A 13,238-nucleotide genomic window follows, 5' to 3' on the forward strand; every position below is an offset into this window, starting at 1 on the left:
ACCGCCGGGCATGGTATCGACATGACTTCTTCGTTCCCGCTCGCAGCCTGCGCCGAAATGCTCTGGCGCGACAGACCAATCGAATGGCGCGCCTCCCGGCTCAAGGAGCTCGGCTTCGGCGTCGGCCTTTGGAACTGGCCGGAACACGACATCAGTAAGCTCGAGGCCACCGGGGCTGCGTTCACGATAATGAACGGCTATCTGACAGGCCGCCTCACGGATGACGAAGGCGCTGCCGAGTTGCTCAAGACGGCACGTGAGACCGCACAGGTCGGCAAGCGCCTCGGCGTTCAACGCCTGAACCTGCATGGCACCGGACTGGGTGACCGCGGTCTCCCCGTCCAGCCGATCGAGGTCGTCACGGGAGCCATGTGGCTCAAGGCCCGCGACACGCTCTGCCGCATCGTCGAGCTGGCCGAAGAGGAAAGCCTCACCTTCACGTTGGAGAACCTGAACCTCCCCGTCGACCATCCCGGTGTGCCGTTCGGCCGCGCCGAGGACACGCTGGCGCTCGTCTCTTCGATCAATCATCCCCGCCTGCGGCTCAATCTCGACCTCTATCACGCCCAGATCGGCGAAGGGAACCTGATCGAGCTATGCCGCAAGTCGTTGCCTTGGATCGGCGAAATCCAGGTTGCCGACGTTCCCGGTCGCTTCGAGCCGGGCACAGGGGAAGTCAATTGGAATGGCATCGCCAAGGCGCTCGCCGCCATGGGCTATTCCGGTCCGATCGGCATGGAGGCCTGGGCATCTGGAGACTCCGACGCCGCTCTCGAAGCCTTCCGCAAAGCCTTCACTCTCTGACAGTTCCCATTCCCCCAAACAGGATTACGACCATGCCCACCAAGAAACCCGTCAAAATCGGCCTTATCGGAGCCGGCCGTATCGGCTCCTTCCATGGCGAGACCGTCGCCCGTCGTCTCGTCGACGCCGAACTTGTCGCCGTTGCCGACCCGGCTCCCGGAGCGGCCGCAAACCTGGCCGCCAAGCTCGACGTCGACGCCTCCTATACCGATGTCGCCGAACTGCTCGCCCATCCCGGCCTCGACGCCGTGATCATCGCGACGCCCGCCCGCTTCCACACCAACGTCGTCGTCCAGGCGGCGGAGGCCGGAAAGGCCGTGTTCTGCGAGAAGCCGATGGCGCTTACCCTCGAAGATGCCGAGCGCGCCGTCGCGGCGGCCAAGTCGGCTGGTATTCCTCTGCAGGTTGGTTTCAACCGACGCTGGGATCAGGCGTTTGCGGAAGGCCGTGCCGCCATCGACGCCGGAAAGGTGGGAACACCGCAGCTCATCCGCTCGCTCACCCGCGATCCCGGCCCGTTCGGTGCCGATCCGGACCGCATTCCGCTCTGGACGATCTTCTACGAGACTCTGATCCACGACTTCGACACGCTGCTGTGGCTGAACCCCGGTGCGAAGGCCACCGCGGTCTACGCCGTTGGCGACGCGTTGGTCCGCCCGGACGCCAAAGACAAGGGCTTCCTCGACACCGCCGTCGTCACCATCCGTTTCGACAACGGCTCCGTGGCCGTGGCGGAGGCCAACTTTTGCGCCATGTACGGCTACGACATCCGCGGCGAGGTCTTCGGCTCCGGCGGCATGATCACCATGGGCGACGTCCGCCGCTCCAGCATGACCCTGTTCGACAAGGACGGCGCGTCCAACGACACATGGCGTCGCGACACCGACCACTTCATCCACGGCTACACCGCCCAACTCGCATCGTTCGCGAAGTCGGTTCGCGAAGGCAAGCTCTCCGACGGCGCGACGGGCCACGACGCCCGCCAGGCACTGGCGATCGCGCTCGCTTGCATCGAGTCGATCCAGAAGAGAGGCCCCGCGCCCGTGAAGTGATGTCGACGAAATCAGCCGCGATCAATCCGGAGCTATGAACATGGTTGACATAAAGGGATCGGCGCGGCCGACGACAATCCAGGACCTCAAAGGTCTGGTGCTATCCCGAACCGTGGTCCTGCCGGGGCAACTCGAAAGAGTCGCGCGGTTCGCCTTCGAGCGGCCTGAGGAAATCGCTTTCGGTACGATCCAGTCAATATCGCTTTCATGCGATGTTGCGCCACGGACGGTCTTGAGGCTCGCGAATGCATTTGGCTTCGAGCGCTTTCGGGACTTCAAGACGCTTTTCCAAGAACATCTCAAGCGCCTTGTCTCCAGCTGAAAGTTCGATGCTACTCGATTGGAGTTGTCCGCTAATGGAATGGACCGGCTGCTCCCCCTGAGATGCTAGTCTGCATAGGCCACCATCACCAACTCGGAGAAGCAGCCATGGAGACGACTTTAACGCATACCGCTCTTGCTTCAATTGGCATCGACATTGGCAAGGAGGTTTTTCACATTGTCGGCTTCAGCACGTATGGAAGTATTGCCTTCCGTCGGAAGATCAAACGCCCGGTGCCGCAATAGGCCGTTTTGAGGTTCTCACATAAACGCCACTCACCTCACCGTGACGACCACCTTTCCTTTTGCGCGGCCCGTGTTCAGGTAAGCAAGAGCCTCCTCGATCGCCGCAAAGGGGAAGGTCCGATCAACGACGGGCCGTATAGCGCCGGAGTCGATGAGCGCAGTAATATCGCGCAGTTGATCGCCGTTCGCGCGCATGAACAGGAATGAATAGGTCACGCCATGACGTCTTGCCTTCTTCCTGATTCCGTAGCTCAAAAGGCGCACGACCGTTCGCACGAACCAGCCTGACCCCAACTCCCTCGCGACATCGGGATCAGGCGGACCAGAGATCGAGATCAGCTTGCCACCGGGCTTCAGCACGCGGAGTGATTTTTCGAGCGTGTCCTTGCCGAGACTATTCAGAACGACATCATAATCGCTGAGGATCGTCTCAAACTTCTCCTTCTTATAATCGATGACGACATCAGCGCCGAGATTCCTGACGAGGTCGACGTTGGCGGTGCTCGTCGTCGTCGCGACCGTTGCGCCGATATGCTTCGCCAGCTGGATGGCAAATGTTCCGACGCCGCCGGAGCCGGCATGGATGAGAACTTTCTGGCCCTTCTTCAGATTGGCTTTTTCGATCAGTGCCTGCCAGGCGGTTAAGCCGACGAGGGGAATAGACGCCGCTTCTTCCATGCTGAGATTTTTTGGCTTGATGGCAACGTCACCTTCGTTCATGGCGATCAGTTCCGCGAAAGTGCCGATGCGATCCTTGTCCGGGCGTGCGTAGACCTCGTCGCCAGGCTTGAACCGCTTCACTTTGGGGCCGACCCGGACGACAACGCCAGCCGCCTCATTGCCCAGAATGAGCGGCAGGCGATAAGGCAAGATGGTTTTGTACTCGCCATCCACGGTCTTCGAATCGAGCGGATTTAGACCGGCGGCATGGACCTGGACCAGGACGTCGTTGTCCCTGAGCTGCGGGTCCGGCCTCTCACCGATCCGTGCGCCGCTGTTCTTGCCGTAGCGATCGATAAAGAACGCTTTCATGTCTTGTTCTCGTGCATTGGTATTCTTCTTTCCGGTTCTGGCAACAATATGCACACACTTGCACCCGGGTGCAAGCAATATTGCACCCGGGTGCAGAATGTTTTAAGCCGACCTGAGGAGTGGGACGGCATATCAGGAGGATGAAATGAAAGCTCTTTTCAAGACGCTCGCCATGAGCGCAATCGCATTCGGTGTCGCCACCTCGGCCGCCGTCGCCGTGAGGCGCAGGAAATCTCCATCATCGCCGTCACGCACGCCCAGGCATCGGACCCGTTTTGGTCGATCGTCAAGAACGGGATGATGCAGCCCGCCAAGGACAGCAACGTCAAGATCGACTACCGCGCGCCCGAAACCTTCGACATGGTCGCGATGGGCCAGCTGATCGAAGCCGCCGTCAACCAGAATCCGGCAGGCATCGTCATCTCCAATCCCGATCCGGACGCTCTCGGCCCGGCGATCAAAAAGGCCTTCGCCGCGGGCATCCCGGTCAACAGGAACGGCGTGTCCAACGACACATGGCGTCGCGACACCGACCACTTCATCCACGGCTATACCGCCCAGCTCGCCTCGTTCGCGAAGTCGGTTCGCGAAGGGAAGCTCTCCGGCGGCGCGACGGGCCACGACGCCCGCCAGGCGCTGGCGATCGTGCTCGCTTGCATCGAGTCGATCCAGAAGAGGGGCCCGCGCGCCCGTGAAGTGATGTCGACGAAATCAGCCGCGATCAATCCGGAGCTATGGACATGGTTGACATAAAGGGATCGGCGCGGCCGACGACAATCCAGAACCTCAAAGGTCTGGTGCTATCCCGGACGGTGGTCTTACCAGGCCAACTGGAAAGGGTCGCTCGGTTCGCCTTCGAGCGGCCTGAGGAAATCGCGTTCGGTACCATCCAGTCGATATCGACTTCATGCGACGTCGCGCCCTCGGACGGTCTTGAGGCTCGGCCATGCATTCGGCTTCGATAGCTTTCGGGACTTCAAGACGCTCTTCCAAGAACATCTCAAGAGCCTTGCCTCCGATTAGAAGTCACTTGGCATGGCCCGGAGTTTGGCCGCTTAGGGCCAACAGCAGTCAACATCCCTCTTTGCGCCTCAATCATAACCGGTCATTTCCAGATACCCCCACCCATGATGACTTCCCTTAAAACTAATCGGCCCTTCCCAATATGGAAATCTCGTTGCCATCCATGCCTTTCTATTCAAGGCCGTCGCGGTGATCGATAACGATTTCGATGGCAGGTCGATTTTCCATTCGATCGGCACGGTATGGCCCGCCACCGTCGTTGTGCCGAGCGGAGTTAATTTGATTTCTCCTTGTTTCAGCGGCGTTGACGTACCGTCTGCGGCGATCCAGGTGCCGGACGTGTACCCGCCACGGCTGTCGCGCAAGCGAAAACACATCAACTTCTCGCCGCCGTCGAGATGAAGCGAGAACCAGTCCCAACCTGACTGGTCCGGAGAAAGCGGTTGCGAGGACCATTCGCGATCCAACCATGCCTGACCCGTTACCGCGACATCGCCGCCAGGCAATTTCAACGTGCCTTTGACCGCATAGGACGGCTGCGAATAATAATAGCTTGCCTGCCCGGTTTCCGACTTCACCGAAAACCCGCGGTCGCCATGGAGGACGAGCGGCTCCGAAGCGTCGAGTTCCAGTTTGTACGTGAAATCCGCGCCGCTTGCCGCGAGATCGAGATGGGAGAGGCTGACGTCGGGGAGAAGTTCCCCGGAAATGGCGCGCGCCGTCATGTTCCAGTCATCGATCCAGGCGCTAAACGGTGATGCGGTGACGCCTGCCTGCAAAATGCCACCACGCGCGAGCCGTTCTGAGACATAGTGGTGGTCGGGCGTCGTGATCGCTGCGTTGCCGAGCCAGACCTGAGGACTTGACCAATCGGCCTTATCGGTAGGTGCGAGCGCGGACCGAAATAAAGTCCACTGGACACCGTAGTCTTTGCCGTCATCTCCCTTGAGGTTGGCGGTCAGGTACCACCATTCGATCCTGAAGTCTGGATGTGCGCCAAAGTCCCGAGGAAACTGCAGGGGGGTTCCGATCGTCGGCGACTTGAAGCCCTTGGTGTCCGTGCCAAGTCCGGCGAACCCCTGCCCGAGGGCGCTCGATCCGAAGACCATCGTCACAATCGCGGCGCAGACAACTAGAACCGTTTTAGCGTTCATTGGCAAACACCTTGAGAAGCTCCGATGGTTGGGTCCTTGCCATTTGCCTGAGCGGCAAAACACAGGCAAGCAGAGCGGCCAGGAGTGCGTAGACGCCGAGCCTCAGCCAATCGGTGGGGAAAACGAAGAGCGGTAAGCGCCATCCGAAAGCCTCGACATTGACAACCGCCAGCAACACCCAGGCAAGTGCTATTCCGACGGGAAGCGCCGCCAGCAGAGTGAACAAGGCCAGCCCCATTGTCCGGGCAAGCTCAAGCAGGACCAGCTTTCGTTGCGTCACGCCCATGGCCCAGACGGGTGCAATCTGTGGCAGTCGCATGCTGGACAGTGTCATGAGGCTGGCGAACATGGCAATGCCGGCAACCCCGAGCGTCAGGACGTTGAGCACTCCGGTGACCGCGAAAGTGGTCTCGAAGACCTCGAGCGCCTTCCGTTTCAGGCTCGCCTGATCGATCACCGACTGCGCGGGCAAGCCGAACTGCGCCCGGAGTTCCCGAGCCAGGGCTGCCGCGCGGCTTTGATCCATTCTCAAACCAAACCGCAGCTTCGGAACATCGGGATAATGCGACGCGAGCGCGTCCACGCCGACGATCGCCTGTCCGATAGGGTTGCCGTAGTCCGAATAGACACCTGCGACCTCCGTCTGCCAGCCTCCCGGCAGCGTGATCCGATCGCCTGGTCGCAAACCGTCTCGGCGCGCCATCTGCTCGTTAATAAGGGCGGCATTTCCGGCGGCGACCTTGTCCCATGCGTCCTGTTCCCCGGACAGCAAACGCCAATTCTCACGGTATAGCCTGTCGTCCTTCACGCCGATGACTTCAGCGGGCTGGCCGAGTATCTTGCCATCCATACTCCAGATCGGCAGTACCGCATCCACCCTGCCCTCAAGCCAGGCGCGCAACGCGGACGCTTCCTTTTCCGTGCGCGCGGTGACGTAGAGCTGGGCGGCCAACCGTTGATCGAGGAAACCCTCGAATGTCAGGCGGAAACTCGCCACCATGGTGCCGACGCCAACATTGGCCGAAAGTGCCAACAGTAAAGCCATCAGTGCCAGGGACAGGCCGGGAAGCTGTTGGCGTGCATCGGCCCAAAACCATTGGTGAAGAGGTCGGTGCGCCGATGCCTCAAAGGCGGCCAGGACAAGAGAGAGCGCGACCGGCAGCAGCAATGCCGATCCGAGCAGCAGCCCCCCAAGGACCGCGAAGCCCGCGATCAGTCCCGATCCGAACTGCACGAGCATGGCTGCGGACGCCAGGAGGAGAGCGGCTGCCACGGCCTGCATCTGCCTGGTTCGGCTCGAGGCCAGCGCCCATGCGCGAGGCTGCGCCGGCGCAAGCAGGGGCATTCGCCAAACCTGCCAGAGACTTTGTCCCGCCGACCCGAGAGCGCCGAGAACCGCCATGCCGAGCCCAGCCACCCACCATTCAGTCCTAAGCGTCAACGTGCCCGGCAGCGTCGCTCCGTAGAGGCCCTGCAACGTGGCGGCAACGCCGGGAAGCAGTAGTGAAGCAATCAAGTAACCGAGCGCGACGCCGACCAATGCGGCAAACACTGAGACCGCCAGCAACTCGGCGATCAGCACCCCTGTCAGCGCCACCGCCGAAACCCCGAGCGCACGAAGCGTTCTGAATGTCGAGCGTCGTTGTTCGAAAGCCAGGCCGATCGCCGAATAGACGATGAACAGCCCGACGGCGAATGCAAGAAAACCAAAAGCCGTGAGATTGAGATGAAAGCTGTCGGTCAGGCGCGTCAGGTCGCCTTGGGGATCGGGAGCCTGATAGGACAGGTCCGGCGCGACGTCTTCAAGCCTACCGCGCCCCGCAGGTTGATGATCTGCGACGATCAAGCGGCTCAGCCGCAGCGGATGGTCCAGAAGCGTCTGGGCGATACCGATATCGACGAGCGCGGTCCCGGGCGGCAGGCTCTCATCAACACGAAGCGCCGCCGATGTCCGCCCGGCAAGCGCCTTCGCCGTGGCGGAATTTACATACATGACCCCAGGCGTTGTGATGAAAGGCAACAGATCGGAACCACTGGCGACCGACGCGACATTCGCATCAGTCGGGATGCTGATGGGATCGATGCCGATCAGATGCACGGTGGTTGAACCGATTTTCAGGTCACCCTCGAGAATCGGCGAAACGAGCCACCCGGCCCTGCGCAATGCGATAAAGTGATCCTGGTCGAACAGTTCCCCGTCTTTTGTCACCAGTTGCGAAAATCTGTTGCCGCCGAGCATGGCGGCGGCACGATCATAGCTGGCGCGAGCCTCCGCGTTGATCGCCTGGACCCCGGACCAAAGGGCGGTCGCAAGCGACAGACCGAGCAGGAGCATGGCGAATTGCATCGGATGCCGACGCCAATGAGAAGACAACGCGTCGAGACTGGCCCTCAACATCAGCTGATGCTGCCTCCCCTCAGATGAACTCGGGTATCAAGCCTTTGCGCCAGTCGGCGCGAGTGGGTCACCATCAGCAGGCTCACGCCCTGCTCGGCAACGAGTTCCAGCAAGAGATCGAGCACCGCGTCGCCTGTCGCCTCATCGAGATTGCCCGTCGGTTCGTCGGCAAGCACGAGCTTCGGACGCCCTGCAAGCGCCCGGCCGATGGCGACCCGTTGCTGCTGGCCGCCGGAAAGCTGCTCGGGGAACCGTTTGAGCAGTTTGTCCAGTCCCAGGCGATCGACAAGCGTCCTCAGCCGAACGGCGTCGTGTGTCCCAGCGAGCCGTGCGTGAAACGAAAGATTGGAAGTAACATCCAGCGAAGGGATCAGATTGTATTGCTGGAAAACGAACCCCAATGTCCCGCGCCGCAGCGCTGCCCTTTCGGCGTCGCCCAAGCCCGCAATGTCCGTGCCGGAAACGAAAATCCGCCCGCGTGAAGGGGCATCGAGGCCACCGATCAGATGAAGCAGAGTGCTCTTGCCGCTGCCGGACTCCCCCGTGAGCGCAAGGCTTCGGCCGGCCTCCAGGTCGAGGCTGACATCACGAAGGACCTCAAGCGGGCCTTCCGCGGTCTCGAACGATTTGTAGACGTTTTGAACTTGGAGAAGCATTGCGTATCCGGATTCGACGGCCTTCCGTAGCACAGCGCTTCGCGGCATGCGAACTGCCATCGACATCCGAGCGGTTTGGCTGCCTTGTCGAGAAGTGGTCCGTCGGCTGGGCTCTTTCCACGCCGTTAATGGCGTTAGCTTTGGCCACGATTCGAAGCTAAGAGGTTTAAAAACGGCGCTCCCGAGAGCATGGTGTACGAAAAGGAGATACTCTATGGCCAAAGGATCAGACCTTCTCGTTCGTGCGCTGGAGAACGAAGGCGTCGAGTATGTTTTCGGAATTCCAGGCGAGGAAAATCTCGACTTTGTGGAATCGCTTCGCACGTCTTCGATCAAGCTGGTACTGACACGACACGAGCAGGCGGCCGCCTTCATGGCCGCGACCTACGGCCGGCTAACGGGCAAGCCCGGCGTGTGCCTGGCGACCCTCGGCCCGGGCGCTCTCAATTTTACCACCGGAGCCGCATATGCGCTTCTTGGCGCAATGCCGATGGTTATGATCACAGGCCAGAAGGGTATTCTTTCCTCGCGTCAGGCGCAGTTCCAGATCGTCGATATCGTCGCGACGATGAGGCCACTCACCAAAGCCTCCCGTCAGATCGTCTCCGCATCAACGATCCCAACGGTAGTTCGTGAGGCGTTCAGACTTTCCCAAGAAGAACGCCCCGGTCCCGTCCATCTCGAATTGCCTGAAGACATCGCCGCGGAGGACGGTGGCAATGCGAACCTGATTCCGCCACATGACCTCGAACTGCCGGTCGCCAGCGCCACTGCTCTCGACAGGGCAGCTGCGATGCTTGTCGCCGCGGAGCGTCCGTTGGTAATGCTCGGTGCTGCAGCGTCGAGGCCGCGATCGACCTCGGACCTCGCTGACTTTGTCGTGCGCGCAGGAATACCGTATTTCAACACGCAGATGGGCAAAGGCACGGTGCCGGGCGGCACCGAGCTCTATCTCGGGACGGCGGCACTGACCGAACGAGACTATGTCCACGAGGCAGTCGAGAGAGCCGATGTCATTTTGACGATCGGCCACGACACCGTGGAAAAGCCGCCCTTCGTCATGGGACCGGGCGGGCCGAAGGTCATACATGTCGGCTATCAGCCGGCGCACGTCGAAGAGGTCTATTTCCCACAAATCGAAGTCATCGGCGACATCGGCCCGTCGCTGAAGCAGCTTGGTGAGCGTGTCCACGGCAAGCTCAAGAATGCCCAGGTGCTTTTGTCGCTCAGGGACGGAATCCTCGCCAGGATCGCGGATCGGGCAACAGAGGATCGGCCGACACCGCAGCGCCTTGTCCATGACATCCGTGCGGTCATGCCGGACGACGGCATCGTCGCGCTTGACAACGGGATGTACAAAATCTGGTTCGCGCGCAACTACCGTACGAGGATGGCCAACACCCTGCTGCTCGACAACGCACTGGCCACGATGGGCGCGGGCCTGCCCTCTGCCATGGTGGCCTCCCTGCTTTACCCCGAGCGCCGCGTCATGACGGTCTGCGGCGACGGCGGATTCATGATGAACGCACAGGAGCTCGAGACGGCCGTCAGGTTGAAGCTCAATCTCGTCGTGCTGATCATCGAGGACAATGCCTACGGAATGATCCGCTGGAAACAGGCTGTCGACCACTTTCCCGACTTCGGCATGACGTTTTCCAATCCGGACTTCGTCGCCTTTGCCGAAGCACATGGAGCCAAGGGCACGCGCATCAGCGATGTGAAGGATCAGAAAGCCGCGCTGGAGAACGCGTTCGCCACCAGCGGGGTTCACCTTGTGGTCGTGCCCATCGATTATTCGGAAAATAAGCGCGTTCTGGTTGACGAGTTGGCGGAGCGCTTTGGGGATCACCGACCGGCGGCTAGCTAAGAACCACCGGTGTCCACCACCCCGTCCATCGAGAGCCCGAATCCAGGAAATGCGAAATGGAAGTCGACCGCTTGAAAGGCCCACCCAAAGACCTCGAGAGGAAATCGAGATGGGTGACGACACTGTGCTGCAAGCGATCGAGCTGCACTGGAAAGCGTCCGATGAAAGCGACTTCGACGCAGAGCACGAAATCTACCACGAGGATGCCGTGCTCGATTACCCGCAGTCCGGCGAACGCATCCGCGGTCGCAAGAATATCCAAAAGAGCCGCCGTCTGCAGCCCAGCAGGAAGCGCTTGACGGTTCAGCGGATTCTGGGCAGCGACGATCTCTGGATAAGCTAATTTGTGCTGAGCTATGACGGCGTCGCGTCTTATGCCGTGAGCATCATGGAGGTCAGAAGGACTGGTATTGCACGAGACACAATATTTCGCCGACGCGTTCGAACCTTCCTCGACGCGTGCCCATCTCGTTGAGCGCGGCGAGTAGATCAGCGTACGCTGCCTCAAGGCATCCAGACTGGAGCACACGAAATACGGTGTAGCTCGATCGATCCAACAGGGAACGACTGCCGTATCGATTGGCCGCATTGAAAGCGACACCGTTCGTATCCACGAGGATGACCTCGGCGTCTCGTTGCCCATCTATAAGTGAACCCGCGCGGTCAATCGCCTGATAACAGAGTAGCCGTGCAGCATACCTCCACAAACGACCTCCTCGACAAAATCCAGTGCGCCACGATCGCCTACTTCTGGGAAGGCGGCCATCCCAAATGCGGGATGGCGTACGACCGTCAACTTACATACGGGCAGCCGAGAAACGATCTCATCTCGATGAGCGGTTCGGGCTTTGGTTTCCTGGCAATTATCGTCGGCACATGCCGAGGCTGGATAGCGCGCGCCGCAGCGGTTCAAAGACTTCGCCAGATGGTGGAGTTTCTCGAAAGAGTTCCGCGATTCCATGGGGCGTTTTCGCATATGGTTGACGGAAAGACCGCCAAAGTCGTTCCGTTTTCACTACGCGGCGAGAGACAATTCGGTTCGCGCGGAAATCGGTCTTGTTCAGACCTGTGATCACCGCCCCCGAGATCGTGCCCGTACCGACGAAGCCGAATGTCATTCCACCAAGATTGAGCGTCACGATATTTCCCTATGCCACTGCCTGAGCGCCCGTGATCTCCACCAGCGAGCCGCACATGAATTCGGCTTCGTCCGATGCAAGAAAGGCGACGAGCGCCGCGACCTCCTCCGGCTTTCCAATACGGCCGAAGGGAACGAGTTTGTCCAGATCGGCGATTGTCCGGCCGGAGCGCCTGACACCCGCCTCCAGCATGGGGGTGTGGATTTCGCCAGGGCAGACGGCATTGACGCGAATCTTGTGGGGCGCGTAGTCCCGGCCGAGGTTCTGGGTGAATGAGGCCACCGCCGCCTTGGTGACGTTGTATGCGATGTGGTTCGGCGCAGGATAAAGCCCCCATTGCGAGGCGATGTTGACGATAGCGCCGCCTCCCGCTTCGATCATATGTGGGATCACCGCTTTACAGAGATGGAACATCGAATCGATGTTGACGGCGAAACTCAGCCGCCAGTCGTCCTCCGAAATGGCCTGGATGTTTCCGCGTCGGTTGATCCCGGCATTGTTGGCGAGGATATCGACCCGCCCCTTCTGCTCGATGACCTTGGCGATGAGTTCCCGACAAGGTTCCCCATTGGCGATATCCGCGACGATTGCCGTAGCCTGACCGCCAGATGCTTCGATCTCCGCCACGACCGTGCTGGCGGAGTCGCCGTTCATGTCGCTGACCACAACGAAGGCACCATCGCTCGCGAGGCGTTTGGCGATGGCAGAACCGATTCCGCCTCCGGCTCCCGTGACGATCGCTATCTTGCCTTCAAAACGCGCCATGATGTGCTCCTTTATCTGATATAGCTGCCGCCGTTGACGTCGAGCGTCGCCCCGTTAAGGGAGCGCTGCGAGGGCCTCAGGACGAACGCCGTCAATTCCGCGACTTCTTCCGGCAAGGCCATGGCCCCGATCGGGATGTCTGCCACCGCGGCGGCCTCGCCGTTCTTGGCGATGAAAGCCTCCGCCATGTCGGTCCTGATCCAACCAGGTGAGATGGCGACGGCGGTAACTCCGTCTGGGCCGAAGCTTCGGGCGATCGATTTGGTGAGGTTGATCAGGGCTGCCTTCGTCGCGCCATAGGCCATCGCGTCCGCCGAATATCCACGCTGCCCGGCGCGGCTCGCGATGTTGACGATCCTGCCGCCACCATTCTCTTTGAAGTGCATGATGGCGCTGCGGGACAGATCGACGGCGGCAAAGAGGTTGACCTGGAACTCACCGCGCCAGGCCTTGTGCCAGGCGCTCAGGCTGTCGCCGAGGCCCACCTCCGTTCGGATGCCCGCGGCATTCACGACAGCATGTACGCGGCGGGTCGCGGCGACGGCCTTCCTCCAGAGGTCTTCAGGTCCCTCGGGCAACGAGAGGTCCCCCTGCACGACATGGCCCCTGCCTTCGATCCGCTCGAGAAGCGCGTGGGCCGAAGCCTTGTTCCAGCCGAAATGGATGATCGGCGACGCACCCTCGGCCGCCAGGCGCTCGACGATCGTCGAACCCAGACCGCCGGACGCCCCGGTCACCAGTACGTTCATGCCATCCAACGGCTTGTCCATGTTCATTCCAA

Annotated in this window: 12 protein-coding genes and 3 pseudogenes; 8 read left to right on the plus strand and 7 right to left on the minus strand. The window is 60.8% G+C overall.

The genetic code is table 11. From position 1 onward, the window contains the following. Positions 1 to 21 precede the first annotated feature (21 nt). The 4 genes from IHQ71_RS16265 to IHQ71_RS16280 all read left to right on the plus strand — a co-directional run bounded on the left by IHQ71_RS16265 (position 22) and on the right by IHQ71_RS16280 (position 2,423). Entirely contained in the window at positions 22 to 804 is a 783-nt protein-coding gene (locus IHQ71_RS16265) for a TIM barrel protein (protein ID WP_258157502.1), read from the plus strand. Between the two features lie 32 nt (positions 805 to 836). Continuing rightward, on the plus strand, positions 837 to 1,856 hold the full coding sequence (locus IHQ71_RS16270; RefSeq protein ID WP_258157503.1) for a Gfo/Idh/MocA family oxidoreductase: 1,020 nt from the start codon (positions 837 to 839) through the stop codon (positions 1,854 to 1,856). A gap of 40 nt (positions 1,857 to 1,896) precedes the next feature. Then, positions 1,897 to 2,178, plus strand: a complete 282-nt coding sequence (locus IHQ71_RS16275) for a MurR/RpiR family transcriptional regulator (protein ID WP_258157504.1) — start codon at positions 1,897 to 1,899, stop codon at positions 2,176 to 2,178. Positions 2,179 to 2,285: 107 nt separating this feature from the next. Beyond that, complete coding sequence (locus IHQ71_RS16280; protein WP_258157505.1) at positions 2,286 to 2,423, plus strand: hypothetical protein; 138 nt, start codon at positions 2,286 to 2,288, stop codon at positions 2,421 to 2,423. 30 nt (positions 2,424 to 2,453) lie between these two features. On the opposite strand, the gene IHQ71_RS16285 is transcribed toward IHQ71_RS16280, so the two are convergent. Then, positions 2,454 to 3,455, minus strand: coding sequence for an NADP-dependent oxidoreductase (locus IHQ71_RS16285; RefSeq protein WP_258157506.1), 1,002 nt, complete (start codon positions 3,453 to 3,455; stop codon positions 2,454 to 2,456). A gap of 145 nt (positions 3,456 to 3,600) precedes the next feature. Here IHQ71_RS16285 and IHQ71_RS16290 point away from each other — a divergent pair. Both IHQ71_RS16290 and IHQ71_RS16295 read left to right on the plus strand, forming a co-directional pair. Beyond that, a pseudogene (locus tag IHQ71_RS16290) lies at positions 3,601 to 3,944 on the plus strand (substrate-binding domain-containing protein); the annotation flags it as partial. After that, positions 3,945 to 4,208 (plus strand): annotated as a pseudogene (locus IHQ71_RS16295) (hypothetical protein); the annotation flags it as partial. Between the two features lie 338 nt (positions 4,209 to 4,546). On the opposite strand, the gene IHQ71_RS16300 reads toward IHQ71_RS16295, so the two are convergent. Genes IHQ71_RS16300 through IHQ71_RS16310 form a run of 3 tightly spaced genes read right to left on the minus strand, consistent with a single transcriptional unit; the run spans position 4,547 to position 8,686 of the window. Continuing rightward, on the minus strand, positions 4,547 to 5,632 hold the full coding sequence (locus tag IHQ71_RS16300; RefSeq protein WP_258157507.1) for a lipocalin-like domain-containing protein: 1,086 nt from the start codon (positions 5,630 to 5,632) through the stop codon (positions 4,547 to 4,549). Next, positions 5,622 to 8,030, minus strand: coding sequence for an ABC transporter permease (locus tag IHQ71_RS16305; protein ID WP_258157508.1), 2,409 nt, complete (start codon positions 8,028 to 8,030; stop codon positions 5,622 to 5,624). The genes IHQ71_RS16300 and IHQ71_RS16305 overlap by 11 nt, the downstream gene beginning before the upstream one ends. Then, a complete protein-coding gene (locus IHQ71_RS16310) occupies positions 8,030 to 8,686 on the minus strand; it encodes an ABC transporter ATP-binding protein (protein WP_258157509.1) in 657 nt (218 codons plus the stop codon). Before IHQ71_RS16310 ends, IHQ71_RS16305 begins: the two co-directional genes overlap by 1 nt. A 214-nt stretch (positions 8,687 to 8,900) precedes the next feature. Here IHQ71_RS16310 and IHQ71_RS16315 point away from each other — a divergent pair, with 214 nt between their 5' ends. Further along, on the plus strand, positions 8,901 to 10,553 hold the full coding sequence (locus IHQ71_RS16315; RefSeq protein WP_258157510.1) for an acetolactate synthase large subunit: 1,653 nt from the start codon (positions 8,901 to 8,903) through the stop codon (positions 10,551 to 10,553). Positions 10,554 to 10,662: 109 nt separating this feature from the next. Then, a pseudogene (locus tag IHQ71_RS16320) lies at positions 10,663 to 11,041 on the plus strand (nuclear transport factor 2 family protein). Between the two features lie 375 nt (positions 11,042 to 11,416). Here the strand turns inward: IHQ71_RS16320 and IHQ71_RS16325 are convergent. From IHQ71_RS16325 to IHQ71_RS16335, 3 genes are read right to left on the minus strand one after another with little or no spacing between them, the layout of a single operon-like run. Continuing rightward, positions 11,417 to 11,692 carry a hypothetical protein gene (locus IHQ71_RS16325; RefSeq protein ID WP_258157511.1) on the minus strand — a complete coding sequence of 92 codons (276 nt, stop codon included), beginning with the start codon at positions 11,690 to 11,692 and terminating at the stop codon, positions 11,417 to 11,419. A 9-nt stretch (positions 11,693 to 11,701) separates the two neighbouring features. Beyond that, positions 11,702 to 12,457: an SDR family NAD(P)-dependent oxidoreductase gene (locus IHQ71_RS16330; protein ID WP_258157512.1), complete on the minus strand. Its 756-nt coding sequence runs from the start codon at positions 12,455 to 12,457 to the stop codon at positions 11,702 to 11,704. A gap of 11 nt (positions 12,458 to 12,468) precedes the next feature. After that, positions 12,469 to 13,233: an SDR family NAD(P)-dependent oxidoreductase gene (locus IHQ71_RS16335; RefSeq protein ID WP_258157513.1), complete on the minus strand. Its 765-nt coding sequence runs from the start codon at positions 13,231 to 13,233 to the stop codon at positions 12,469 to 12,471. Between the last annotated feature and the right edge of the window lie 5 nt (positions 13,234 to 13,238).

The sequence above is a fragment of the Rhizobium sp. TH2 genome (assembly GCF_024707525.1).
Lineage (GTDB): Bacteria > Pseudomonadota > Alphaproteobacteria > Rhizobiales > Rhizobiaceae > Rhizobium_E.